Genomic DNA, 23,123 nt, shown 5'->3' with positions numbered 1-23,123 from the left:
ATAATCAGGGCTCAAACGTACAAATATGGCGGAGGCGATGGGATTCGAACTCATGGACCTGTTACAGTCGACGGTTTTCAAGACCGCTATTCAAAGCCGCTGAAACCGTGGCTTGTGGCTCTTTTTCGTTACATTACTTTTGTTTTTCAGCCCCTCTGTAGACCGCATTCTACAAGGGGCTCAGTTTGAGTTTTGTAACGCTTTTTCGGCTATTTTGACGGCTTCGCGATGGCACCAATGCGACGGTAAACACGCTCCGTGATATCGCCCTTGGTGTGACCCAGGAGCAGGCTCGCTTCGCCGACGTCGATGATTTCAGAAGCAGCTTTTGGCCTGATATCACGGAACTGGAATTCACCGATCTTGGCCGCCAGCAGCTCGTCGCCGATCTCCATCGCGGCCAACTTTGCTTTCTCGCGTGCAATATCCCAACGCTTTCTCAGCATCGTCGCGGTCATCCGCTTGCCGTGCCTGCTTACAATCAGATAGTTCGAGACGTGTTGAGCATTGCGCTCGGATATCTCGGCGATCAGCCGGCCAAGACTGTTTGCTTCACCGCCGGCGGTCATCTGTATACGAAGCTTCTTTTGCGTCTTGTTCTGCTGCACGCCCAAATATCCCCCCTCGACATCATCCTTTCGCATGACCAGGACATCTGCCGGCCGCTGCCCGGTCAGGTAGGCGAGGTCCATCGCGTCTTTCAGCTCTTGAGCTGCCTTCTTGTAAACTGCATCCCAAACCACATCATTCGCATAATAGTCCCGCGGCTTTTCCTTATTTTTGCGCACTCCTTGGCATGGGTTTTCCTTGGTCGTCAGCCCCCATTCCCGGGCAATATTGAATACGTGGGAGAGGGTGGCGAGCTCACGGTTCGCCCGAACTTTTGCTGTCCTTGCATCCCGGTACCCGGCAATCGTGGCCGGGGTAATCGAGTCTATTGGGGCGCTGTCAAACATCGGCCGCAGCTGTTTGATCTCAGACAGGTTGTCTTTTTGCGTGCGAAGCGCTTTCTTGGAGACGATGTCGCGGATGTACCTGTCGAAGATGCCCTTCATGCTACGTAGGTCCAGCGGCTTTTCCTTGGCTTCGAGTTCCGCCCATTTGATCCTGGCCTGGTCCAGGTCCTTGCCCAGTGGGATCGCCTTACCAGTAAGGTCCAGGTAGTAATAGGCAATCCAGTCTTTTCCGCTTTTACGTGGCCGCGTCCACTGATACATACGGGGCGGTAAATTGCGTGTCTCGGCCTTGCGGGGTCGCATATCAGTTCACTCGCGAGAAGTCGGGCGTCCATACCGGCGGCGCCGGAGGATGGTTTTGGTCAGCGACGCTCGGCGAGATCATGCCCAGTTTCATTCGGGCGTACATCCGGCCAACCAGAGGCCGTTTGCCGCGGCTCTCAACAAACACCCACTGGCGATCTGTCAGCCAGCGCCGCTGGTAGGCCCTGGCCTTGTAGCCAGTGATATCCGCCAACTCTTCGTCCGAGAGAATTTCGGTTTTCATTTGATTCTCCCTGCCGCGCGTGGCGGCAGAAGGTGGTTATTGGGTCGCTTTGGCGATGGCGGCTCGCGCCGATTCGATGGCCGCATCAGTGATGTCGTTTCGGTGTCCTGGCAGATAGCCGATCAGCGCCATGCGGGCCTGCTCAAGCGCAGCCACCAGTTCTTTGCGCTGTTCTGTCAACTTGATCGCCTCGTTGCGGAGCTGGTCAGCGTCGTCCATCCATTCTTCAGCCATGATTTCGAAGTGCTCGGCAGGCTCCCATGGGGAGGGGATAACGTTCGTTACCCAGTCGTGCCAGTACTCAACGCTTTCGCCGCGTGCGATCCGCTCAGCCTTCATCCTGTCGCCCATGGCTCGTAGTTCTTGGGCTCGGCGCTCGGCGTCTTTCTTGTTGAGGCAGGGGTACTCCTCGCCTGGCCCGACACTGTGGATTGCCCAGAGCTCGACTTTTGGTTCAGCAAGAGCTTGGCGAAACGCGCAGACTTCTTCGCAGAGCGCCGGCCCGGCCTGCGCGATATCCGGATGGCTTTCCATCCAGGCCAGCGCTCGCCCGACCATCTGGCGATCAATCGTCAGTACCTCTATTGCTGGTGCCGACGGTGCTGTCATGGCTTCAATGATTCGTTCTATTCCAGACATGAGCGTTCCTTCGCCCGCCGTTCACCGGCAGGCTTTGTGAAAACAAGGATTGGGTCTACGGTTTAGGCATTACAGCCAAAACCGCCGGGGTATTTATGAGTGAAACTTTAGAAGTGGAATTTGAGGGGAAGCCTTACAGAGTCACGTACTCAGTGGAGAAAGGCATGATTACTGTTCGGACAGCCTTCGATAAAAAGACCACTCAGGTTGGAGGATCACCGCCAGAAACTCTCGCGCTGATTATGGCAAGGGAGTTGTTGATGGAGGCGAAGCAGGCGGGGCTGTTGTAAGGCTTGCGCTTACAGCTGGCAGGTCAGCGCTTCATGAACGTGATCCAGTGCGTTTTTTCACGCTTGCCTGACTTGTGGCCAAACAGGGGTTTTTCATCGGTGAGGGCTAATAGCTCGCTGACCAGGACCTGAGCTTCAGCCCATTTGAATATCAGGATTCCATCGGTGGCCAGCACGCGAAAGCACTCGGCAAACCCCTTGGCAATATCGTCACGCCAATCGGCGGTGAGCACGCCGTACTTGGCGCGCATCCAACTATCGACGCCAGCCCGGGTGAGGTGCGGTGGATCGAAGACGACCAGTTTGAATGTGCCGTCTTCGAAAGGTAGCGACCGAAAGTCCATGATGACGTTCGGCTCGACCTTCAATACCCGGCCATCACAAAGGACGTGCTCCTCGTCACGAATATCGCCGAACAGTGCACGCTGGTCCTGCTTGTCGTACCACATCATTCGACTGGCGCTGCATGGGTCGAGGACTTTAGCCGCGGAGTTCATCGCCGTGGCCCCGTGTAGATGAGCCAGGCCATGTAGGCGAGGGCGGCGATAGGATCATGGAGTCACCTGCCGACCCCAGATGCAGACCGGACCGTCCTCGGCATCGTGAATGGAGAGGATGAACCAGCCCGGTTCGGCGGGATGCTGAATGACCCACGCCGAGCAATCGACCTGGCCGTCATTCAGGTAGGTGTCGAACACATCGGCGTCGACATCGCTTTCCATGTGACTGATCTTCGTTTCCACCTGGTGGCGGGCGCACCAGTCGTTGAACTGCTCTTCAGTGATTTCATCGTCGAATTCTGAGAGGTAGTCAGGGTGCGACCACCAGCCGTCGGCATCGCGCTGCACGGGCAATGGCCCGATCAACACATTTTCTTCAGGCATGACTGTTCCTTTACCGCTATAGCGGCTGACTTTGAAGGGGGAGGGAGTGGTATTACTTGAGGGGAGATGCAGAGATTTTGGAGTAAGTGTCGATATCAGTTGTGGCAAGAAGGCAGCGACCATCCTTGAATTTTGCGTAGAAGGTTATTTCCTTTTCTTTATCACATAGCAACCAGCCCGCAACTAGTCCAACCGGACCTAAAAGCAAGGCTCCAGCCAGACTCCATCGAATAACGCTTCCTTTCTTATTAACGACTTCCTCGGTTGCTGTTTCCAAGGTTTCTAGTTTTGAAATGGGTATCTTTAATTCGAGAGAAGGTTTTATTGCGGATTTTAGAGTGAACAGTCCAGATTGAAATTCAGCATCACCCGCCAGAAAGTCACCGGATATCACCGTTATTTTCGACATGGTGGTTCTCTTCCGATCAAGTTTAGCCAGCTGAGTACTGGGCTCCAATGGTCCTCGTCAGTCAATCGACTTGCGACAAAAGGTGAGGCCGACGGTCACTCCATCGATACCAGATCTTGTGCATCAACAACCGTCATGCCGAGGCGTTCAGCGATCAGCACTTCGAGGCGGGCGCCTTGCGACCTTTCCCAATCTGGCAGTAGGGCGATTGTTCCGCACAAGCCCAGGCGCGTCAGGTCATAGGCCATGTAGTCGGCCCAGACCGCACCCTCGACGATGCCGTGGTCTGCTGGGTTCTCCACTTCGTAGCCCTGGGCGCGAAGGTCGGCAGCCACTGCATTGAAAAGCGGAAAGTTGAAATCCTTGAGACCAGTCATCGGGCCGGCTACGTACACCCGGTTTTCACGGGCAGCAGCGAGTGTCACGCCGGTAGCGGCGATTTTGTTTTCTGTGGGCATGGGGCGTCCTATGCCGGGTCATGCCCGGGCGGCTGGCGTGATACGAGTTTGTGGTCTATTGCTTGATGGCCCAGATCCGGGCCTCAGGGAGATCGATATGTGTTTGGTGACTGAACGGCCAGGACCGGTGGATTACGCCCATCCCAATGGGGAACAGGCGACGATCGATTTCTTTTGGGGCGAGCCCACGAACTCAGCCCCCATTGGTATCGTTATTTTGCTGAATGACGGGGAGAAGCCGATAAAGCTCGGCGAGGAAATAGGCACTTGGAGCACATTTGGCGAGGCCAGGCGCCGTGGTATCGAACTGGCAACCAGATGGATTCAGCGTGATAGCTGATAGCTACTCGCCTGCCTCTGCCTTCAGGCGGCTGGCGCGACTTTCAGCGTCACGGTCACCGGCCCATCGCGGAAGTTGCCATGGATCTTCCCGTCGAGTTGGGCGATCTCCTGCTCGGTGAGGTTCTTCCACTTGGCAATCTGGTAATCACCCCTGAGCACTGGTGTTGGTTGCATTGCCGAGCCTGGCCCGTAGCTATAGCCGCGTTCTGCCAGCCAGTTCTGCGCGGCGTAAAGCGAGTTGAATGTGCCTGGGCAATCGAATGTCTTCTTGAACACGGTCAATCTCCAGTCAGGCGCCGCCCTCCGTGACCGGATGCGACAGAGTGTGTTTGACCTCTCGCCGGTTGGCGTGATTCGAGTTTGTGGGCTATTGGTTGATGGTCCGGCATGAGGCCGGATCCAAGGAGCTGCAAATGGTTACTGACTACAGCAAAGGGAGCTACAACGTCTTCGGTCCAGCACGAAATCAGATCGGTCGAATCGATGAGGACGAGTTTGTCCGGCAAGAAGGGAAGCTGGTCTATCGAATCGACGGCGATGAGATCTATTCTATGCAGGGCCAATACCTTGGCTTTATCGACGACGGCTTTGCTCGGTCTCCGAACGGCAACTTGCTGTTTACGATTGAACCAGAGTGAGTGATTAAAGAGGCCTTCAGCGCAATAGGTGAAGGTGGGTCAGGCGCGCTTTATGCTGCCTCCGCGACTTGCTGACGGGGCGTCCTATGCCGGGTCATGCCCGGGCTGTGGATTCGCTGAAGCGGGGTTATTCCTTCGGATAGGACGCGGCTAGAGAGTCTCGCTGATCCGCTCATATTCGGATTCCAGCCAGGCCGCGTGGTCCCGAGCCTCCTTGATGGTCGAGAATGAATCCACGTTCTTTCCGCACTCGGTATCGACCGAGAACTTCGCGGTGCCATTGATAGAGCGATCGACGACTTGGAATTTCATGATGGGACCCTCGGAGCCGGATGGTTAGATAGCGCAAAGGTCGTTCGAGTCAGTGAGCTCACAAAGCGGCTCTTCGACGTGCGCGACGCCGGACAGAAACGACATGATGATGGGGGCGATGGTTTCGGCCTGGGTGACCAGGAACAGGTGCCCGTCGTGGATGACGTGCAATTCAGCGTTAGGGATCCGCCTGGCCATTAGGTGCATGTTGACCAGCGTGATCAGTGGATCGTTCAAATGCGCTGATTCCGTCGTATCCGGCGAACAAATCAATTGCTGTGGTCATGAGGATCCTCGCCGGCTGGCGTGATTCGTTGAAGTGGGAGCGATAACGCTTAGAGTGATTCGCAATCGCTAGATTTTGGGTGAAGGCTATGCGAGATTGCGGGCCTAATTGGAGAGCGTGAAAAATATGAAAATCTTCATCAGCTGGTCAGGCAGCCGTAGTAAAGCGGTAGCGGAAGTAATGAGTGATTGGATTAAGTGTGTTCTTCAGGCTTCTGAGCCTTGGATATCTACCAGGCATATCGAGCGTGGGTCGCTATGGTTTTCTGAAATCAATGAGAAGCTTCAAGATGTATCAATTGGAATTGTTTGCTTAACTCAGGAAAATAAAAACAAGCCGTGGATACTTTTCGAAGCTGGAGCGTTGGCAAAGGGATTGAGTGGCAGTCGAGTATGCACATTCCTTATCGACCTTGAACCTGCCGAATTAACTGATCCATTGGCACAATTCAATCACACGCAGCCGAATGAAAACAGTGTCTGGGAGCTGGTAAGAACCCTCAACTCAGGTCTGGCTGAAAAGGCCTTGGAGGAGCGCGTTCTTGAAAAAATATTCGATGTTTATTGGCCGCAGTTCTTAGCGGATTTTGATAAGGCTCTGCTGGAGAACGAACCGCGGGAGGTTGTAGCACCTAGATCTCAAAATGATCTTTTGAGTGAGATATTAGACAATACTCGCATGCTTGGGCGCAGAATATCTGACCTCGAAGATCGAGATAATAGGTCTGTTTCGAAGCTTAAGAATATGCACAAGATGGTAGAGGTTACGCCGACTATTCTTAATCCTGCGGTAGATCTTGTGTTTGCAGGAGCTTCGGATAGTGCTGTGCGAGAGTATCTTGTCGGTGCGAATGTTCCAATAAATCAGGCAAATGACATAATGAAAAAGATCAGGTCAAGCTACGATCGAAAACTTACTGAAAGTTTCGATCCAGCACCAACTGGTAATGATTAGTCATAAGGGCCTTATGTTGCCGCACTACTCTTTCCATGGCGGATAGAGTGGTGCGGGGTACATCATTTTGGATCAAACGATCCCAAAGACAGCGTCGCAGCCTCACCGATCTTGTCCTGAAGCACCGACTTGAATTCCTGCGCGATCTCTTCGCGCTGAACCTCTTCACCAACCCAACGCAGTTTCAGTGCCGGCTGCGCACCGCTGGTGATGACCGAAATGCGCAGAATGATCTCGCGCAGCTGCAGCCCTTCGAACGGTACCATCGAGAACACCAGCGAGGTCGGTAGCGTTTCTTTGCTGGTCGCCTCGATGGAATCCATGGCGCTGCGGCTGGCGCGCGTCTCGCTGACGGCGTGATCACTTTCGGACGATGCCTTCACCGTGATGGTGCGCACCGCTGCAATGGCTTTTACCAGGCTGATGTTCTGGTTGTCATCGCCGACGGCCGACAACGTACTGTGCCAGTCCTCGATCCAGTCGCTCATGTCTTTCTGCGACATGGCCCGGCCACTGATTGCCTGCACCGCCTGGTAACCGGCCGTTGCCTTCAGCTTGAGCACGCCGCGATCATCGGCATGGCCAGGGGCCGCTTCGGTGCCGAGGTTGAACAGTACCGAGCAGGTCATCTCTTCTTGATTGATAAAACCCTGGGCATTTACGACAGCCCGGTCGGTGACGTACTTGCCGAAGTCCAGCAGAGAGTTGGTGGAGAAGGTGCCACGGAAGCGGCTGCGGAATGCGCCGAAGGCTTCCAGGCTGATTACTTTGGCGCCTTCAGGCAGCACCGCGGTTGGCATGTCAGTGTCTAGCGCTTTGGCCGTGGCAATCAGCGCAGTATCGGTGATCAGTTGAATTGCTTCTTTCGTGAGGGACATATTTCAGGTCTCTATGGGGAAGGGCTGCGGGGGATCAATTGCGGCGCGGGATTGGTGCCTCGTCCCGGGTGAACATTTGATCGTGCTTCTCAGCAAACAGCGAGATCTTGCCGCCGCTGCCGACGTGCATCGGCGTGTCCAGGCTGGTGTTCTCGCTGCGAGTACCGCGCTTGGTCGGCACCTTGTAGTCGAGCTTGTGCTTGATCTTCACCTGGCTGGATTCGCCGATCTGGCTGAAGTCCAGGGTGATCACCAATTTGCCGACCTTGCCGTGATCCACTACGTCGGCGGCGACTTCGGAAAGGGCGTGGCCGATCTGACTGGCGAACGCGCCGCCATTCAGCTCTTCAAGAAACTCGGCGGTATCTGTTGCGATTGGCATGGCGGTTTCTCCGATGGTGTTTTTATCCCGCTGGCCGGCAACGCCAGCCAGGTTTGTCGTTTGCGTTGCTGAACCCTGGAGCCGAATCGCCGCATCAGCAGACCACCAGCGGGTAGGGGATGTCGTAGTTCTTGATCAGTCGGGTCAGCAGCGAGAAGCTGATGTCCAGGTGCAAGCGGGCTTTGTTGCGCGTCATGCGCTTGTCCATGCACTCGCGGATGCGCAGAACCAGGGCTGCCTCGGTGATCTCGTCCATCTTCAGCGCCGTCTTGAAGTTGAACCCGTTGTTCGCCGAGATCGTGTAGAGCTGCTTGCGGGTGAGACCGGTTTCGGCGGTGACCTCGGCCTGGGTCATGGTCTTGGCCATTTCCCTGATCTTGGTGATCAGTGCCGACTTCTCGTTGACCGGCTCCGGCTCCAGCTCCTTCTGTTGCCGAGCCGGTGGCATCCTAGTGCTGTAGGTGATCGGCCGGGGCACGTAGCCGAACGGCTTGGCCTCTTGGATCTCGCCGCCCACGGCCAGGAACAGGGCGACTTTCGTCGCCAGTCCTTCCGATGCCGGCCGGAGCGCTTCGATCATGCTGAGGTTATTACTGATCATGCTGCGATCCCCAATACCTTGTTCATGCGCTCGTCGAGGATTTCGTAGAACGTCTTCACTCGTTCGGTCAGCTTGCGAATCATCACTTCGTCACGGTAGGCGCGCTTGATGAATAGCGGCATTCCCGGCCAGTAGCAGACAAAGTCGATCCATTCTCGCTCCGACACCCAAAGGCCGCCCTGACACTGAGCGACGTGATCTTTCGGAACTTCGCCGCCAAGAATCACTTCAACTTGCAGCTTAGGAAGCTTGGTTTTGATCTCGGTCAGGCCGTCGGCGCCGACCAGAGAGTCAGGCGAGTAGCCAATCCCGTGATTCAGGATGATGCCGACTTGAGTGGTTTTGATCTCTTCGCAGTCCTCGTAAAGCTTGCGCGCCACCCCTTCAAGTTCATGGCCTCGCTCGGTGTGTCGGTTGCCGGTGAACGGATCGGCCAACTCGCCGGTAATGCGCTCGCCGATCAGGGTGTTCATGTAGGTGAAGGCACCCGCGCCAAGCCCTGACGAGTCCTTTCCGTTCACCAGGAGGCAATCAAGCTCGGAGCAGGTGACGATCCCAAGACGCAAAGCCAGCCATTCAGGCGAGCCTTGCTGAACTTCGGTGATGATTTGCATGACTCACTCCTGTGGCCGGCTGGCCGCCTTGGTGATTCGGGCCGAAACGGCGTCGAACTCGGATTTATAAACATTCGCCGCCGTTCCGTACTTGGCTGCGAAGTTGTCCTGTAGCGGCTGGCTGCATTTTTTCAGCAAGGCGTCGAGCTGCGCGGCCTGGCCAGCGGTGATCACCGGCTCAGCTGGAGGATCGGCCGGCTCGTGGTTGCCGTCGCTGTCCTCGTTCACCATGACGACGTTGAAGATGTTCATCGTCAGGTAGCGGCGTGCATAGCTGTTGGTCGAGCCGTGGGCATGGACGCCGGTCTTGTTCGTCTTGCCGCCTATCCCAGTGGCGTCAAGCGGCAGATCCATCTGGTACTGCTTCGTGTGCCCGTGCTCATGCATCACATCGCAGACAACTCGGATATGGCCGGCCAGTGGCGAGTCGCCGGTTCCGAACGACAGCGAGAAGCCTTCCGATGTGTAAACCGGGCTGATCGCCTGATCGATGTCCTCAATCTTGGCGTAAGAGCTATTGGTCTGCGTGTTCACGGAGCGGCGCACAACCGGCTTGATGCGCTGCTGTGCGCGAACCATTGCGGCGTTAAAGGCTGCCGAGGCTTGCCGATCAACGAAGCGCTCGTGCATCTGCATCAGGCGCTCCATCTTGTCGACATCAACTGTTGGGTCTGCGGCGGCGCGCTGGATCATCTGAATCATCATCGTCGACTCAGATGCCGGCGCCACCCCGGCCGGCACGTCAACTCGCTGCACGTTGGCTTGCTGTTCGGCAAGGGCTACTTGAGACATGAGAACTCCAAGCCGGCGCGATGCCGGCGAGTATTAAAAGGTTATTTTGATGTTCGGGACCTTGCCGGCGCGGATCATGGTGATTACGGCGCGGGCCTGGTCCTCGGTGATGCCCGTCAGCATTACGGCTTCCTTGGCGGCGGTCAGAATGGCTGTCTTATGCGCTACATCGGCTTCGCGAGCTTCGGCTTGCCGGATGATCTCGTCGGCGGCCGCCTTCTGGCGGGCAACCTCTGCCAGTCGGGCGCGTTCTGCAGCTTCGGCCTGGCGCGCTTTCGAGTTGACGCGTTCCTGTTCGGCGCGCGCCTCGGCGGCAACACGACTGGCTTCGGCATTGGCAATGGTCTGGCGGTTGCGTTCTTCGTCGTCAGCCTTCTGCTGGGCAGCCCGTTGTTCGGCGGCTAGTCGATTGGTCTCGGCCTGGGCTGCTGCTCGCTCTGCCTGCTCGGCTTGGAGCTGAAGCTGCAGTCGCTGGTTTTCTGCGGCGGCGGCAGCATCGCGGGCCGCCTGTTCCGCGGCGCGCTTGGCGTTGGCGGCCTGGTCGATCAGGTCTTGTTCACGTTTCGCCGCAGCATCCCGTTCGGTCTGGGCGCGCTGCTCGATACGTGCAGTCTCGCGCTCAATGATCTCCCGTGCCTCGCGGTCGATCTCTGCCTGACGCTCGCGTTCGGCCTTCTCGGCATTGAAGCGGGCAATCTCGGCCAGTTCCGCTTCGTGCTTGGTGCGATCAGCCAGCAGTGTCCGGAGAGTCGCCAGCGACTTGTCTTTGACCTGTGCAGCCTCGGGCAAGAATTCCTGCCAGCTATCGTCGAGCGCTACCAGCTCCAGGTCTTCAATGATCTGCGCCACGAAGGCAGCCGCCGGTGTCTCTGCGAATACGGCCAGATCCTTTATGCGCTGGATGCCATCGTTGTGGCCGTCTACGCGTTTGTCTTCGGCTGCCTGCCATTCATTCAGTGGACGGCGAACCTCTTCCTGCCAAGCTTCCAGGGTGTCCCGGACGCGCTTGCGCTCGGCGTCGATCTTCTTCGGGACTTCCTTCAGGTCGGCGACCAGCTTTTTGCCAACATCATCCAGCGCTGTCTTGGAGCGGGCGACCTTGTACGCCATCGAGGCGATCGCCTCGCGACCCTTGCGGGTACTACTGTCCGGCGTGAAGCCGTCGATCTCGGTGCGAATCTGCTGCAGCCAAGGCTCAAGGCCGTTGACTGCGCTGAACACGGCAAGTGCTGTTTCCTGCGGCGGCACGACGGCCAGTTCTGTTTGTGCGGACATGACGATTCCTTCGCCGCGACTCGCGCAGCCTTGAAAGGTGTGGGTTATTGACTGATCTGGCCGGAGTAGGCGCTGGCCAGCATCCAGAGGGTGCAGAGGAGCAAAGTGATGGCCGATCCTCGCCAGGTGTAAATGCGGCGGATGCGCTGGCGGTCAGTCATGCCGGCATTTCCGGGATCGGCAGCCAATGCGTGATCCTGGTGTGGCAGGTGTCGCCGTCGATGTATTCCCATTGCTTAAGCTCGCGATTCTTCCTCACTGCAAAGAATGGCTGGTGACTGGTCTTGCCTACGCGACAGACCAGAACCGTTTTGTTAGGCGCAGGGAGGCTTTCCTTGACGCTTACCCATCCGCTCATGCACGAGCCCTCACCGCGATCCTGCCGCCCTTCATAGTCGCCGCCAAGCGCTGGGGCAGGGCGGAGACCAGGAACTCACGGGGCCGGCCGATCACCTCGTTGAAGGGGAGGCCGAAGCGGATGATTGCGAGCGAACGGTCGATCTCTTCAACCATCTCGTCGATCAAACTTTTTACAGGCGCATTACTCATGCTGAAACTCCCTTCCGGCGCTCGCTGATCTCCAACCTGCGCTTGCAGTAGTGGTTGAACTCGTCGGTAGTAATCTCGCCGGCGGTGAAGAAGCGAACGATCAGGCCCTCGATCAGCACTTCGTTGAGCGCTGGTGAGTCGGGGCTTTCGAGGCCGTCGAGGGCTTCGTCGATGGCGATATGCGGGCTCAAAATCCGCACGTCCGAAGCGCATGATCAAATTCGCGCTTAGCCTCGATGTACTGCTCAACCTTGCTCTCGACCAGCGAATCAGCCAGGTCGTGAATGACCGTGCCTTCTCCGTCATGCGGCCCGAGCGCCGAGACTGCCCACTGGTATAGGTGGTCGTCCGTATGGCCGCGCCGGACGATCTCGATCAGTATCTTCTCGATACCGCACTCTTGGTCGAGCTGGGCTTCCATGTGGGTGACGACGGAGCGGACCAGATCCTTGTGCCTGACCAGTTCGCGCTCACGGCCCCAAGGGTTCGGCGCAAAGGCTGAGCCCTGGTGCATGACATCCTTGATCGCCGCTTGCTTCCACTCTGCGACGTCTTGCTCGTCAACCGGCGCCTCTTCGTCTTCCGGAGGCTGCATGTTGTCGTAGTGTTCTTGGCATTTGCGTAGTGCTGACATGGTCGCCTCCAGATTCGGCGGTTATTGATCCAACAAAACTCGGCTGCACTCATCCATTCCGCTGGTTGCCGCTGGGCGCGGAGGGGAGTGCATGCGGGTAGAGGCGGGGAAGGGTGTTAGATGTAATGAACCACTGACGCTCACGGGCTTCTAAATTAATTCATCCATATTTGGTGAGCGACTGTGTCTAAGATCATTACCGAGAAGGTCAGTACGCATGAGTCTCTCCCAACTGATGCATTACTATTCGGGTCTCCGAAAGACCGCCTCGATTTCTATCGTCGAGAAATTCAGTACGAAACCACTCTGCTATCGAATCGAACAAATGCGAATTTGACGGCGCAATCGTTTTTGGTGATTGCGTTCGCATCCTCAATGGCCAACGTCAACCCGGAATGGGGCAAAATCTTTACCTTGGTTGTACCTTTGTTGATGGCCTTACTCGGGATTGTGAGTTCGCTCAATGCGCGACCAGGGATTCGAGCTGCTTACGCAATAATTGATCACTGGCATTTCAAGCAAAGCCATCTTTTGCGCAGCGAGCCTGTAATGGGGTTCAACTATGATGATTCGCCCCTGTTCTGCGAAGCAGAGTCCAGTCACAAGGGGTATCGAAAATCCCTTCAGTTCTCTATGAGAACCCCGTGGCTTTTTGTGATTTTCTGGGTAGTTCTCGCAAATTTCGGTATTTATATCCAGTTCTCAAATCCCGGTTTTTAAGTCGGGCTCGACGCCTGGTTGATTACCCAGTCGCGAGACTGGCGCGGCACCTGCCAATGCGCTCTTTTCGGTTTGATAGGTAAGGATGCAGGCGCCCGGAGCTGCCCGGGATGCGTCGAGACTGGCCAGCTATGCCCTCGGACTCGCCTGCGGTACGTCGTCGTTTTGGTTGGGCCTACCGGTATTCCGGTTGATGCGCGGTCACATCGTCGGCCCTGCTGTCCGCTGCCTGTCAGGTATTGGGCGCAGCCTTCAGGCTTGCTGCGCCACGCGGGTGGATCGCTTATTGGTGCATGACTGCAAATCCTCCGTGCGGGGTTGATGAATGAGTGCTGGGGGCCGCATTGCGCGGTGCAGAATTCGTCCGCATGGGAGAGTGATCGAAACACCAGGGCGCTACTCCTGCTTGTTTCCCGCCGCGTTTCTGGTATTGGCCGGCAGATCCGGCTCAGGAAATTTACGGGGCTTTGCGATCCTAGCGCTGCAGCCCGCTTGGGCACGCTTCGATCACTCTCCGATGCGTCCTACTGCTGGGGAAGAGCAGGGCTTCGGGCAGTTAACGACAGGCTGTCGTGGCGCTGGTTGTTCAGTTGTTGCTGTGCCATTCAGCGAGATCAGATAACCGCCGTCATGGTCTTGGAACCGTCGCCATGTTCAGTGGTGATCATCATCGGGGCAGATCGGCCGCCGCGCCGAATGTGGGCATTCGCTTGCATAAACACCTGGTTGGGCTCGCCGTCGCCATCAGGCAGCAGGGTGCTGCATACAAGGCCGGAGCAGTCCTCACCATTCGGGCCTTCGCCGTCGTGCGCAATGTCAAAGTTGGCCATCATTGCGATGCCTTGATCCTTGCAGATGCCGATGATCTGCAGCATTAGCGGGCTGATCAAGCTGTCGTAAACCTGTTCTTTGTTCATGCTTTGCTCCTGATGTTGTTGGCCGGTTGTTTTCCCAATGCAGCCTGTCGCCAAGCTGCATCAGTGAAAATTCCGTCTCTCCACCACGCGCATCGCCCGATTCATATCTCTAGCCGTCGTCACACATTTCGTGTTCGGTGCTGGTACGGCTGGCTTGCGTGGTTTCGCGTACTCACATCTGGTGAGCACGGCCAGTTCCAGAGCTGGCGTGGCATCGACTATTTGTTGCTCGCCCTTACCGGGTGAAACCCGGGGTAGTCGATGGCGAGGATCCTGAGCTGTTAAAGAGCGGCGGATCTCTCGACCCTTCGCTGCCGGTCCCGATGTGGGGACTGGGTTGCGATGGAGCTAAGTTAACCGCCGGTTTATATTTCGTCAATACCGGCGGTTAATTTATTTTTCGTGGAGATGACGTATGCTTTGGCTAAACTGGATGGATATACAGTGATGGGGGCGAGAGTGGCAAAGGCGAAGAAACAGGGGAAACCACTAGAGCGACAGGAGGTCAGCGGGATAGAGCGGCTCGGCCTGCGAGTGTCGTCAATGATCAACCACCCGGTCGCGCAGGTTCAGCGCTGGGTGACGATCCACCGCCTGGATACCAATGGGGATAGGGAGTGGGATGAGGTGATGGGTTTGCTGTCCGAGACGGACGGCATAGACATGACATTCAACGACGATGAGTCGGTGACGCTGAGATGGGAGCCCCAGGCTGACGAAGACCGTGTGATCGAGGTCGACAGCATGGAAGAGGTGGAGGAGGTGGCTCCTTTCTAGTAGGCATCAAAAAGCCCGCTCGATGGCGGGCTATGGATGACGAGGTGATTGAGCATCAGCGGTTTCGTTGGCAGGGGGCAGAGAGGTTGCCGTTTGTGTTGGTTGTCTTTGCTCCAATAGCCCTGAATGGCAGCTTGCAAACAATCCACTTCATTGCCCTGTCGCCGCCTTCGGCGATATTGGTCTCACCAGCAGAAAGCTCAAAACTACCGAATATTCTCGCTGCGCAATTGTCGCGCCCATTTTTGTCGACACTGCAACGTAAGACGCTCACGCTGAAGGCGCATGTATTTCGAAATTGCTTATATGCTCGCAACGTGTCATGAGGGCCATATTGGACACACTGATTGTAAGTGCTGTCATAGACATACGGGTCACTGGTGGTAGTTTGTGCTTGGTTGTACTGGCCACTATTTGTGTTAGCACTGGCTACGTTATATTGGCTGGGCATTGCTTTTTGAGTGGTCACAACATCACTCCGCCTAGAAACATCTACGGTCGCATGGCTATTGGAATTGCTCACCTTCTTGTTACTCGAGTTTACGAGAGCTCCGCCAATAATTTGCATAGCTTGGCCCATAGTGATGTCATCATCCCCGCCACCATTATTATATTCCTCATCTTCGTCCCACTTGTCAGGTCGCGGCGTGTATTGAGCCACATTGCTCAGGACTGGAGCAGGAGCAGTAGAGGGGGCGTAAACCTTTTGACGGCGAGCACCTTCAAAACAGTCCGTACAAAGTTGCATATTGGCATTCATCCATTGGCCAAAGGCTGCTACATACTGACCTCGATGATTGGCAAGGCACTCAGCGACCTTAGCCTCTTTGTCTAAATAAGCTTTTTCAGGGTCACCTTTTGGCGTTTGGAGTGCCTGCTTTTTACTGCTTGCCGCATTGGCTTTGAAATTAATGGACGGGTAGATTGGCACCTGGGTATCGCCAGACTCATCCTGCAACGTACCGGTTAAATAATAGTTCGTATTCCAAGTGCCTTTCTGCACGGCGTCAAAGCTATCCATAGCTTCCACTCGGGGCATTCCGAAAGCAGCGCAAGGCCCTCCCGTCGAGGTAACTTTGACATGATCGCTATCGCTGACAGCTACGAAGTCGAAACCAGCAGCAGTACCTTCGGCAGAGCGATAACTAGTGCCTGCTGCTGCGAAGCCGGTAAGGCCGCAGATGATCAAAAATACTGCGGCTATTGTGATTTTCATTGGCTTAGACTGTAGGGGTGTAAGGAGGGAGTATAGGGGTTGAGGCTGTTAGCGCCAGATTTAAACCGACTGCTAGCTCAACTTGTCGATTGTCCCACAACCCTCCCCACCTTCACCTCATCCGTATAACCCGCCAGCCGCCAGCTGATTTGTCCTCTCAATGGAGAATCCTGCGACTCTCTCCAATCCTGATCCGGTCCAGCGCCCGGTTTAGAGAATCCAAGGCATCAAGGAGGGCTTTCGCCTCGGTCTCTCGACCATCTCCCCAAAGGCGTTCAGCCATTTTGTTCAGGGCTTGGATAGATCTTTCGATGTCTGCGGCGGTTGCCGCAACTTTACTTTCCGGTTGTTTCTTCGGCATTCGGTAACCCTTCTGCAGGGCATTGCTTTGTCTTAGCGCGAGTACATTGGCCACCAGAGCAAGGCCGCTACAAATCCCCGCCGCGCCAGATTATCCGACCTATAGCGAGATCTCAGACCAGATGAGCATTCCAAACCAGAAGCACCCGCGCCTGGATGAACGTCATATCTCGACGAATCATGCGGTCTTTGTGCCGGGTGTTGTCTGAGATCATCTCGAAGTGATCTTCATCGGCAACCTGCAGACGCTTGATATAGATGTGATCATCCCAAGAAAACAGATAGATCCCGTCACCGACGAACTCGCGAATGTTCACGTCGACGATCAGCGGGTCGCGGTGCTTGATCGTCGGTTCCATTGACTGGCCCCAGCCGGTGACCATCTTCAAGTGGAAGTGCTCTTCAAAGTCCAGGCCCAGCTCTCGCAGATGCTTTGGGCTTACCCGGACGTCCTGAAACATCTCTGGGTAGTCAGCTGCGATCTGCCCGCCACCCATCGCGGCTCGAATGTCGTAGTGAGCGATCCACACCTCATCACCGACCTGGCCGGGGCGCGAGAAATCAGCAGTGATGACATTGCTTGGCTCCTCGGCGGCAGCGAGAAGGCGGCTTCGCGCTTCAGCTGAAAGCCCCTTTCCCTGTTTCGCAAGCATTTGGCGAACCATGTCTGCAGCAGACGCGCTCTCTGATGAAGCGCTCATTTGCTCTGCAGCGCTTGTAAGTCCGCTGATTTCAGTCGCCAGTCTCTTGCTGAATTTCTCAATAGGTACGTCAAGTAGGCGCGACAACACGGCCGCAAACTTCACATTCAACGGATTGGTGCCGTTCAGGTACATCGCGACAGCGGCAGCAGAGATATCAGCTGCTTCTGCAAGGCTTGCTTGAGTGAGGCCGAGGGCGTTCTTTTTCGATACGAAAAGCGCCTTTGCGGCGTCGCACTCAGCTTTTAACTCTGGGGAAAGTTCTTTCTTTTTACTCATCCGTGAAATTTAACCGTTGGTTAATTTATTTGCGGCAACCGGCGGTATTGCTAGAAAGCTAACCGGCGGTTAATATTGATCTCGAAAACACCATTCGAGATTTCCAGAATGAAGCAGATCCCACTTACAGAGCTGGTTGCTACGAAAGGGCAGGCCTTTGCGGCCAAGGCTCTTGGGGTCAGCCCTGCCGCAATCAGCAAGGCCATCGCGGCCGAGCGAAATATTTCTGTCACCCGCAATCAGGATGGGACTTTTGAAGCGCATGAGCTCAAGTCCTTCCCGGCGCAGACGACCCCCAAAAAAACAGCCGCCTAACCCAGCCCTGTCACACCGAAAGCGGAAGTGAACCTATGGCCTACGACGATAAAGCGCACCGGCACGAGCACCAGGTGAAGGTGCGCCTCGATGACGAAGTCTTTCAGGAGCTGAAGGACGTTGCCCGCGACATGAAGCTGCAACACAGCGTGCTTAGCCGAGAAATCATCGAGGCCGCGCTTGAGGTCAAGCGAACGCTCGGAGAGCTGCCGTTTGAGTTGGAGAAAAGACGAGCCTGAGAAGGCCATAGAGGGGGATTCATGCCCAGTGCAGTAGTGGAACTCAGGAAGGGCGCAACAGAAGAACTGGCGCGATGGGCGTCGGAGATCGGAATCACCCCGGATGCCTTGGCTTCCGAGCTTTTACGACTGGCCATGCCAGGGCTCAAGAAAGCGATCTGCGACAGCGTCCCGCCCAATAGCAACGTGGTTGCCTTCCCACCCAAACGGTGATTAACGGCCCTTATTAGGGACCGCATAGCGGGAAGGGTAGGCCGGTAACAGCTTTCAAGATTGGCGCTGGTCCCTTGTTCGGGACTGGAAGAAAAGAAGGTCATGGATTCATCCCTGATCAGTTGATGAACGAATCATGAATGTTGTTGAGCAAAGGAAAAACTAGACGATGAAGTCGCCAGTGCTAGAAACCCGCAGAGCAGCAGTGATTGCAGCCGCCAATGCCGTCTCGGGCGGGCTTCCTTGCGCCGCTGCATTTCTTGGAGAAGAGAACTTCAAGCGCTTCAAGAACCGGATCTATGAGTCGGCAGGCGTCAAGCCGCTTACTGACGATGAAGTTTGCGTACTCGAAACCGAATCCAAGACTTCATTTCTTCCCGACTACATCTGCTCAATGTACGGCGGAGTGTTCGTTCGGCTCCCAGAGGCCGGTCAACTCGACAACGTCGATCTGTACCAGCGCGCACTGGCCGCGTCTTCGCAGCGTGGCGAGCTTGACCACATGGTCGCGATGGCATTGGAGGACGGCGAGATCGACGCCGCGGAAGCCAAGAAGATTCGCGCACTACACACCAAATACCTGTCGGCCAGCCTTGAGGCTGTGGCGGCAGTGATCGAGTTACACAAGGCGAAATCCTAAATCCCAGGCAATAAAAAGCCGGGGTAGTGACCCGGCTCTTTGTACAACGAAGTGGAGCCAGTATATGCAGACCCAACCACAAATCAATACCCCATCCAATGTCGCGACACGTTTTCTACAATCGCAAAACGTGTCGCGTACCACGATGTCCTCACGCGAAATCGCAAACGTCACCGGAAAGCGCCACGACAACGTGAAGCGCGACATCGTGGGGATGCTGAAAGACCTGAAAGTAGATGCACTCAGTTTTGAGGACATTTATCTGGATGGTCGGAACCGGGAGCAGGTCCAGTACTTGCTCGATCGCGACCACACCGACTGCTTGCTGACTGGATACAGCGCCGCGATGCGCCTCAAGGTCATCCGCCGCTGGCGTGAACTCGAACAGCAGGATGGCGCCCGTCAGGCGGTGGTCGCCAACGGCACCAAAGTCGTCGGCGAGCTGGCAATCCTTGAGTGCTTCACGCGCCTGCTGAAGCCGGCGCCGTCCAGCCAGATGCTTATGCTGGCCAAGATCGCCGCGAACAACGGCCTCGATGCACAGTTCCTTCCTGGCTATGCCATCGACGCCGCACCAGATGCCACTGGCGGCAGCTCCATGCCGACCAAGGCCATTACTGCCCTGATCAAAGATCACGGTATTGCCAGTACAGCAGCTGCCTTCAATCGCGCACTGGCCGCCAAGGGCTTCCTCAAGCAGCTCCAGCGCAAGAACTCCAAGCAGGTGATGGTCGACTTCTGGTGCGTGACCGACAAAGGCATGGCCTACGGCAAGAACCTCACCACCCCTCAATCCCCCCGCGAGACGCAGCCTCACTGGTACGTCGATCGTTTCCTCGAACTGGCCGCACTGGTCGGGAAGGTCTGACATGCAATACACCGTCACGATCAATCAGGTGAAGGCGCTTGAGTGGGGGCTGAACTCTCAGCAGGCCCTGCTGTTCGCCTTCGTCTACGAGAGCCCGAGTTGGGCTAATCCAATCAAGACGGATACCGGGATCTACTTCGCCTTGAGCAAGAGCAAGATCGTTGAAGAACTGCCGCTGCTCACTGATAAGCCGGACACCGCATACCGCCTGCTGAAGGCTCTGGCGGAGGCTGGACTGATCGAGCTTTCCAGCACTTCAAGCATCACTTTGATTCGCCTCACCGAGAAGGCGAAAGAGTGGAATCGCAAACTAGATGGGTCGGAAAAATATCCGACCTCAGCAACAACTCAAGGTCGGAAAAAAATCCGATCTACCTCGGAAAAATCTCCGAGCAAGGTCGGAAATAAATCCGAGCCAAGGTCGGAAAAATCTCCGACAAATCAGGGTACCAATAATCAGGGTACCAATCAGGTAACCAGTAATCAGGATTTGCAGGACGGCTCGGACAAGCCGAACCGGTCCGGCGGGTTGGTGCTGGTGGTTGACCGCACCGAGGCGCCACGGGTTGAAATCCCCGCCGACATGCCTGGCCCCAAAGACCAGTCCTGCAAAACCTTCAAGACCTGGGCGAACTACGCCATGTCCTACCGCAAGCGATACAAGGCCTGGCCAGTCTGGAATGCCAAGGTGGGAGGACAGGTCGGTTTGCTGATCGGCCGCCTCGGCATCGACATTGCTCACAGCGTTGCCGCGTACTACGTCGGGATCAGCGATGCACAACTCATCCGTAAGTGCCACAGCGTCAGCGAACTGCTGGCAAACGCTGAGAGCTACCACACCCAGTGGGTGACCCAGACTCAAATCAACGGCCGTACCGCACGCCAGCAGGAAGACACCCAGGCCAACATCAACGCCGCGCAGGAAGCCGCTCGGAACATCCGAGAGGGAGGGACACGCAATGCTTTCCTCTGAAGATCGTGCACAACTGGCCGGCGCGATTTGCGCGACCGCCGAAACCCTGGGCCAGACCATCAGCGCCACAGCTGCCGAGTTGATGGCTGAGGACTTGGCCGTGTTTGCCCCGACCGACATCCGTAAGGCGCTTCAGTCGTGCCGCCGGGAACTGACCGGGAAGTTGACCCTGGCCGCCGTGCTGCAACGCATCCAGGCCGAAGACGGACGTCCGGGCAAGGACGAAGCATGGGCGATCGCCATGACCACAAACGACGAGTTCGAAACCGTGGTTCTGACCTATGAAATTCAGCTCGCCCTGGCTGCGGCAAAGCCCGTCCTCGATGCTGGTGACAAGGTCGGTGCGCGCATGGCGTTCATCAGCACTTACGAGCGACTGGTCAATCAAGCTCGCGAAGACGTCAAGCCGGTGAACTGGCATGTCTCGGTGGGCTTCGATGTAAATCGCCGTGTCGAAGCCATCACCAAGGCCGTGCAGATGCAGCGTATTCCTCAGGAGCACGGGCAGAAGTACTTGGCTGATCTGCGGGTCGTGCCGATCAGTGAAGACGGGCGCGCCCTGGCTGGTTTGATCACCGGTGAAGTGACCCGACCAACACCCAAGGTTCGCGACAAGCTCAAAGCCGTGAAGGACTCAATGTTTGAAATGCGATTGGCGTCCGCCGAAAGGAAGACAGCAATGCGTATCGAAGCGGCCAATGAATTGGCTGACCGCCGGGCGCTGCTCATCAAGCAGGCCGAGGATCTGGAACTGAAGAGGGGAGCCCAATGACCGACAAGATCAGCGTCAACAGCCAGGCCAAGCTTTCCGAGGCAATCACCTGTCTCAACGCCATGTTCCGCGAGAAGAAGTTCGTCGTGGTCTCCCTGCGCCCGGGCAAGGACCGCACCTTGGATCAGAACGCTCTGTGGTTCGCCCTGTACCAGCGCATCGCCCAGATGACGCAGATCGGTGACGTCGACGATGCCCGCCGCTACTGCAAGTTGCACTTCGGGGTTCAGATCCTGCTGAACGAGGACGACGAATTCCGCAACGGTTGGTACCGGACCATGCGCCACCTGTCCTACGGGGAGAAGCTCGATCTGATGGGAGGGTGCCCACTGTTCGGCCCGGACGGCTTCCCAGTGACCCGGTTGTTCTCCCGGGGCCAGGGTATCGCCTACACCGACCGGATAGTGGCCGACTTCACTGAGCGCGGCGTGGTGTTCGTGGATCTGCTCGGGAAGGCGGCAGCATGATCGCCAAGCAACCCAAACCAAAGAAGTGCAAGAACCCCGCGTGCGGCATCAGCTTCCCGCCCCAGCGCTTGGGCCAGGCCGTATGCAGCCCCAAGTGCGGACTTGCCATCAGGGACGTGAATCAGGAGAAGGCGCGCAAGTCGCTAGCCCAGATCGAGCGCAAAGAGATCAAGGTCCGCAAGGAGAAGCTGAAGAGTCGGACTGACCATGTGCGGGAAACGCAGGTGGTGTTCAACGAGTGGATCCGCCTGCGAGACGCTGCACTGCCTTGCGTGAGCTGCGGTCGCTTCCATGAGGGTCAGTGGCACGCAGGCCACTACCGCACTGTAGGAGCGAACCCCGAGCTTCGGTTCGAGCCGCTCAATGTGGCAAAGCAGTGTGCCCCCTGTAACAACCACAAGTCCGGCGACATCGTGAATTACCGCATCAGCCTGGTGAAGCGTATCGGCCAGGAGCGCGTCGAGTGGCTGGAAGGGCCACACGAAGCCAAGCGTTACACCATCGAAGACTTGAAGGCCATGAAGGCCAGCTACCGGGTATTGATCAGAGAATTGAAGGGGAGAGCGGCATGACCTATCGCAACGTGGTATCTGCAGTAGTTCGGGCGCTGGCGGCCGAGACCATCAACTCTGCTGGCGGGTGTGATTTCGAGCCGAAGGTGCAATGCGCCAAGCAGAAGGGCGAGATCGTCGGCAAGGAGGCTGCATTCCTGACTGACTGCTGGGTGTTCGGCCGTCTGCACAAGGGGCTGACCCCGGCGCACTGGCGGGCACTGGTAGCGAAGTTCTCTACGCATGATGAGCGTAAGCATGCCGCGATCCTTGAATTGATCAGGGCGGTTCGCTCGCCAGCAACTGAGCGGTTCCGGGAATGCGCGGTGCTGACCTGGGCGATCCCACAGGTAGCGGGGGCACAGGGCAAGCGATCTGCCGCGGTACTGCCTGCTGCGTGGTACGACATTACAAATTGGGACAACGACGGCAAGCCAGAATCGACCCGCTACCGGTGGCGCTCAGGTATCCGTAAAGGGCTGGATGACCAGGTAAACGAGGCGCTCGCAGCCGCTCAAGAGATCATGGATGCAGAGGGCCTGATAGAAAGTTGCGCGGCATAGCAAATAGCCATTGCAATGAGTGAGAAAGTGAGAGAATATTCCCCCATCCTGTCGATCTTGCGCATAAGGGATTGATGACAATAAGCCCGGCCACCCGCTGGGCTTTTTTGTT

At 56.5% G+C, this 23,123-nt stretch carries 39 protein-coding genes and 1 pseudogene; 16 read left to right on the top strand and 24 right to left on the bottom strand.

Going from position 1 to position 23,123, the window contains the following annotated elements:
• Positions 1–209: 209 nt before the first annotated feature.
• Genes ACA064_RS19935 through ACA064_RS19925 form a run of 3 tightly spaced genes read right to left on the bottom strand, consistent with a single transcriptional unit; the run spans position 210 to position 2,112 of the window.
• The gene (locus ACA064_RS19935; RefSeq protein WP_497669656.1) at positions 210–1,259 is read right to left on the bottom strand and encodes a phage integrase; all 1,050 of its coding nucleotides are present in this window, start codon (positions 1,257–1,259) and stop codon (positions 210–212) included.
• Between the two features lies 1 nt (position 1,260).
• Entirely contained in the window at positions 1,261–1,503 is a 243-nt protein-coding gene (locus tag ACA064_RS19930; RefSeq protein WP_497669655.1) for a DUF4224 domain-containing protein, read from the bottom strand.
• Between the two features lie 36 nt (positions 1,504–1,539).
• Complete coding sequence (locus ACA064_RS19925) at positions 1,540–2,112, bottom strand: hypothetical protein (RefSeq protein ID WP_497669654.1); 573 nt, start codon at positions 2,110–2,112, stop codon at positions 1,540–1,542.
• 125 nt (positions 2,113–2,237) lie between these two features.
• On the opposite strand from ACA064_RS19925, the gene ACA064_RS19920 reads away from it, so the two are divergent.
• Positions 2,238–2,432: a hypothetical protein gene (locus ACA064_RS19920; RefSeq protein WP_497669653.1), complete on the top strand. Its 195-nt coding sequence runs from the start codon at positions 2,238–2,240 to the stop codon at positions 2,430–2,432.
• A gap of 23 nt (positions 2,433–2,455) precedes the next feature.
• On the opposite strand, the gene ACA064_RS19915 is transcribed toward ACA064_RS19920, so the two are convergent.
• The 4 genes from ACA064_RS19915 to ACA064_RS19900 form a co-directional block, all read right to left on the bottom strand.
• A complete protein-coding gene (locus tag ACA064_RS19915) occupies positions 2,456–2,929 on the bottom strand; it encodes an SAM-dependent methyltransferase (RefSeq protein ID WP_497669652.1) in 474 nt (157 codons plus the stop codon).
• Between the two features lie 54 nt (positions 2,930–2,983).
• Positions 2,984–3,316 (bottom strand): hypothetical protein, encoded by a 333-nt coding sequence (locus tag ACA064_RS19910; protein WP_497669651.1) that lies wholly within the window; start codon positions 3,314–3,316, stop codon positions 2,984–2,986.
• 52 nt (positions 3,317–3,368) lie between these two features.
• Positions 3,369–3,725, bottom strand: a complete 357-nt coding sequence (locus ACA064_RS19905) for a hypothetical protein (RefSeq protein ID WP_497669650.1) — start codon at positions 3,723–3,725, stop codon at positions 3,369–3,371.
• 95 nt (positions 3,726–3,820) lie between these two features.
• The gene (locus ACA064_RS19900; protein ID WP_497669649.1) at positions 3,821–4,183 is read right to left on the bottom strand and encodes a DUF4406 domain-containing protein; all 363 of its coding nucleotides are present in this window, start codon (positions 4,181–4,183) and stop codon (positions 3,821–3,823) included.
• 97 nt (positions 4,184–4,280) lie between these two features.
• On the opposite strand from ACA064_RS19900, the gene ACA064_RS19895 reads away from it, so the two are divergent.
• Entirely contained in the window at positions 4,281–4,523 is a 243-nt protein-coding gene (locus tag ACA064_RS19895; RefSeq protein ID WP_497669648.1) for a hypothetical protein, read from the top strand.
• 23 nt (positions 4,524–4,546) lie between these two features.
• Here the strand turns inward: ACA064_RS19895 and ACA064_RS19890 are convergent, their stop codons facing one another.
• A complete protein-coding gene (locus tag ACA064_RS19890) occupies positions 4,547–4,801 on the bottom strand; it encodes a hypothetical protein (protein WP_497669647.1) in 255 nt (84 codons plus the stop codon).
• Positions 4,802–4,938: 137 nt separating this feature from the next.
• On the opposite strand from ACA064_RS19890, the gene ACA064_RS19885 reads away from it, so the two are divergent.
• On the top strand, positions 4,939–5,163 hold the full coding sequence (locus tag ACA064_RS19885; RefSeq protein ID WP_497669646.1) for a hypothetical protein: 225 nt from the start codon (positions 4,939–4,941) through the stop codon (positions 5,161–5,163).
• Positions 5,164–5,313: 150 nt separating this feature from the next.
• Here ACA064_RS19885 and ACA064_RS19880 read toward each other — a convergent pair whose 3' ends face one another.
• Together ACA064_RS19880 and ACA064_RS19875 are read right to left on the bottom strand one after the other, a co-directional pair.
• The gene (locus tag ACA064_RS19880) at positions 5,314–5,475 is read right to left on the bottom strand and encodes a hypothetical protein (RefSeq protein WP_497669645.1); all 162 of its coding nucleotides are present in this window, start codon (positions 5,473–5,475) and stop codon (positions 5,314–5,316) included.
• A gap of 24 nt (positions 5,476–5,499) precedes the next feature.
• A pseudogene (locus ACA064_RS19875) lies at positions 5,500–5,709 on the bottom strand (alpha/beta fold hydrolase); the annotation flags it as partial.
• 178 nt (positions 5,710–5,887) lie between these two features.
• On the opposite strand from ACA064_RS19875, the gene ACA064_RS19870 reads away from it, so the two are divergent.
• On the top strand, positions 5,888–6,715 hold the full coding sequence (locus ACA064_RS19870) for a toll/interleukin-1 receptor domain-containing protein (protein ID WP_497669644.1): 828 nt from the start codon (positions 5,888–5,890) through the stop codon (positions 6,713–6,715).
• A gap of 62 nt (positions 6,716–6,777) precedes the next feature.
• On the opposite strand, the gene ACA064_RS19865 is transcribed toward ACA064_RS19870, so the two are convergent.
• The 10 genes from ACA064_RS19865 to ACA064_RS19820 all read right to left on the bottom strand — a co-directional run bounded on the left by ACA064_RS19865 (position 6,778) and on the right by ACA064_RS19820 (position 12,440).
• Entirely contained in the window at positions 6,778–7,593 is an 816-nt protein-coding gene (locus ACA064_RS19865) for a YfdQ family protein (RefSeq protein WP_497669643.1), read from the bottom strand.
• A 34-nt stretch (positions 7,594–7,627) separates the two neighbouring features.
• On the bottom strand, positions 7,628–7,975 hold the full coding sequence (locus ACA064_RS19860; RefSeq protein ID WP_497669642.1) for a YfdP family phage-associated protein: 348 nt from the start codon (positions 7,973–7,975) through the stop codon (positions 7,628–7,630).
• Positions 7,976–8,069: 94 nt separating this feature from the next.
• A complete protein-coding gene (locus ACA064_RS19855) occupies positions 8,070–8,576 on the bottom strand; it encodes a hypothetical protein (RefSeq protein ID WP_497669641.1) in 507 nt (168 codons plus the stop codon).
• Positions 8,573–9,190, bottom strand: coding sequence for a lambda exonuclease family protein (locus ACA064_RS19850; RefSeq protein ID WP_497669640.1), 618 nt, complete (start codon positions 9,188–9,190; stop codon positions 8,573–8,575). Before ACA064_RS19850 ends, ACA064_RS19855 begins: the two co-directional genes overlap by 4 nt.
• A 3-nt stretch (positions 9,191–9,193) precedes the next feature.
• Positions 9,194–9,982 (bottom strand): ERF family protein, encoded by a 789-nt coding sequence (locus tag ACA064_RS19845; protein WP_497669639.1) that lies wholly within the window; start codon positions 9,980–9,982, stop codon positions 9,194–9,196.
• Between the two features lie 33 nt (positions 9,983–10,015).
• Complete coding sequence (locus tag ACA064_RS19840; RefSeq protein ID WP_497669638.1) at positions 10,016–11,257, bottom strand: hypothetical protein; 1,242 nt, start codon at positions 11,255–11,257, stop codon at positions 10,016–10,018.
• 157 nt (positions 11,258–11,414) lie between these two features.
• Positions 11,415–11,615 carry a DUF551 domain-containing protein gene (locus tag ACA064_RS19835; protein ID WP_497669637.1) on the bottom strand — a complete coding sequence of 67 codons (201 nt, stop codon included), beginning with the start codon at positions 11,613–11,615 and terminating at the stop codon, positions 11,415–11,417.
• Positions 11,612–11,806 carry a hypothetical protein gene (locus ACA064_RS19830; protein ID WP_497669636.1) on the bottom strand — a complete coding sequence of 65 codons (195 nt, stop codon included), beginning with the start codon at positions 11,804–11,806 and terminating at the stop codon, positions 11,612–11,614. The genes ACA064_RS19835 and ACA064_RS19830 overlap by 4 nt, the downstream gene beginning before the upstream one ends.
• A complete protein-coding gene (locus ACA064_RS19825) occupies positions 11,803–12,006 on the bottom strand; it encodes a hypothetical protein (protein WP_497669635.1) in 204 nt (67 codons plus the stop codon). The genes ACA064_RS19830 and ACA064_RS19825 overlap by 4 nt, the downstream gene beginning before the upstream one ends.
• Entirely contained in the window at positions 11,994–12,440 is a 447-nt protein-coding gene (locus tag ACA064_RS19820; RefSeq protein WP_497669634.1) for a hypothetical protein, read from the bottom strand. The genes ACA064_RS19825 and ACA064_RS19820 overlap by 13 nt, the downstream gene beginning before the upstream one ends.
• 183 nt (positions 12,441–12,623) lie before the next feature.
• Between ACA064_RS19820 and ACA064_RS19815 the strand changes: the two genes are divergently transcribed.
• Positions 12,624–13,160, top strand: coding sequence for a hypothetical protein (locus tag ACA064_RS19815; RefSeq protein ID WP_497669633.1), 537 nt, complete (start codon positions 12,624–12,626; stop codon positions 13,158–13,160).
• 614 nt (positions 13,161–13,774) lie between these two features.
• Here ACA064_RS19815 and ACA064_RS19810 read toward each other — a convergent pair.
• Positions 13,775–14,077, bottom strand: a complete 303-nt coding sequence (locus ACA064_RS19810) for a hypothetical protein (protein WP_497669632.1) — start codon at positions 14,075–14,077, stop codon at positions 13,775–13,777.
• Positions 14,078–14,524: 447 nt separating this feature from the next.
• Here ACA064_RS19810 and ACA064_RS19805 point away from each other — a divergent pair, with 447 nt between their 5' ends.
• A complete protein-coding gene (locus ACA064_RS19805; protein WP_497674290.1) occupies positions 14,525–14,854 on the top strand; it encodes a DUF1654 domain-containing protein in 330 nt (109 codons plus the stop codon).
• 55 nt (positions 14,855–14,909) lie between these two features.
• Here the strand turns inward: ACA064_RS19805 and ACA064_RS19800 are convergent, their stop codons facing one another.
• From ACA064_RS19800 to ACA064_RS19790, 3 genes are all read right to left on the bottom strand, one after another.
• The gene (locus tag ACA064_RS19800) at positions 14,910–16,070 is read right to left on the bottom strand and encodes a hypothetical protein (RefSeq protein WP_497669631.1); all 1,161 of its coding nucleotides are present in this window, start codon (positions 16,068–16,070) and stop codon (positions 14,910–14,912) included.
• A gap of 157 nt (positions 16,071–16,227) precedes the next feature.
• Positions 16,228–16,431, bottom strand: coding sequence for a hypothetical protein (locus tag ACA064_RS19795; RefSeq protein WP_497669630.1), 204 nt, complete (start codon positions 16,429–16,431; stop codon positions 16,228–16,230).
• Positions 16,432–16,543: 112 nt separating this feature from the next.
• Positions 16,544–17,410 carry a S24 family peptidase gene (locus tag ACA064_RS19790; RefSeq protein ID WP_497669629.1) on the bottom strand — a complete coding sequence of 289 codons (867 nt, stop codon included), beginning with the start codon at positions 17,408–17,410 and terminating at the stop codon, positions 16,544–16,546.
• Between the two features lie 108 nt (positions 17,411–17,518).
• Between ACA064_RS19790 and ACA064_RS19785 the strand changes: the two genes are divergently transcribed.
• The 10 genes from ACA064_RS19785 (at position 17,519) to ACA064_RS19740 (ending at position 23,011) form a co-directional block, all read left to right on the top strand.
• Complete coding sequence (locus ACA064_RS19785) at positions 17,519–17,725, top strand: Cro/CI family transcriptional regulator (protein WP_497669628.1); 207 nt, start codon at positions 17,519–17,521, stop codon at positions 17,723–17,725.
• A 35-nt stretch (positions 17,726–17,760) separates the two neighbouring features.
• The gene (locus ACA064_RS19780) at positions 17,761–17,964 is read left to right on the top strand and encodes a hypothetical protein (RefSeq protein ID WP_020799051.1); all 204 of its coding nucleotides are present in this window, start codon (positions 17,761–17,763) and stop codon (positions 17,962–17,964) included.
• A 21-nt stretch (positions 17,965–17,985) separates the two neighbouring features.
• Positions 17,986–18,177: a hypothetical protein gene (locus ACA064_RS19775; RefSeq protein ID WP_497669627.1), complete on the top strand. Its 192-nt coding sequence runs from the start codon at positions 17,986–17,988 to the stop codon at positions 18,175–18,177.
• Positions 18,178–18,346: 169 nt separating this feature from the next.
• Positions 18,347–18,817 carry a YmfL family putative regulatory protein gene (locus ACA064_RS19770; RefSeq protein ID WP_497669626.1) on the top strand — a complete coding sequence of 157 codons (471 nt, stop codon included), beginning with the start codon at positions 18,347–18,349 and terminating at the stop codon, positions 18,815–18,817.
• 145 nt (positions 18,818–18,962) lie between these two features.
• A complete protein-coding gene (locus tag ACA064_RS19765; protein ID WP_497669625.1) occupies positions 18,963–19,685 on the top strand; it encodes a Rha family transcriptional regulator in 723 nt (240 codons plus the stop codon).
• 1 nt (position 19,686) lies between these two features.
• A complete protein-coding gene (locus ACA064_RS19760) occupies positions 19,687–20,658 on the top strand; it encodes a phage replication protein (RefSeq protein WP_497669624.1) in 972 nt (323 codons plus the stop codon).
• The gene (locus ACA064_RS19755) at positions 20,645–21,430 is read left to right on the top strand and encodes a hypothetical protein (RefSeq protein ID WP_497669623.1); all 786 of its coding nucleotides are present in this window, start codon (positions 20,645–20,647) and stop codon (positions 21,428–21,430) included. The genes ACA064_RS19760 and ACA064_RS19755 overlap by 14 nt, the downstream gene beginning before the upstream one ends.
• Positions 21,427–21,897, top strand: coding sequence for a hypothetical protein (locus ACA064_RS19750; RefSeq protein WP_497669622.1), 471 nt, complete (start codon positions 21,427–21,429; stop codon positions 21,895–21,897). Before ACA064_RS19755 ends, ACA064_RS19750 begins: the two co-directional genes overlap by 4 nt.
• Positions 21,894–22,469, top strand: a complete 576-nt coding sequence (locus tag ACA064_RS19745) for a recombination protein NinG (RefSeq protein WP_497669621.1) — start codon at positions 21,894–21,896, stop codon at positions 22,467–22,469. The genes ACA064_RS19750 and ACA064_RS19745 overlap by 4 nt, the downstream gene beginning before the upstream one ends.
• A complete protein-coding gene (locus ACA064_RS19740) occupies positions 22,466–23,011 on the top strand; it encodes a hypothetical protein (protein ID WP_497669620.1) in 546 nt (181 codons plus the stop codon). Before ACA064_RS19745 ends, ACA064_RS19740 begins: the two co-directional genes overlap by 4 nt.
• Positions 23,012–23,123 lie beyond the last annotated feature (112 nt).

The organism is Pseudomonas sp. LBUM1658 (assembly GCF_059716055.1).
Note: the sequence above shows the minus strand (reverse complement) of the source record. Positions and strands in the feature narration are given on the sequence as shown.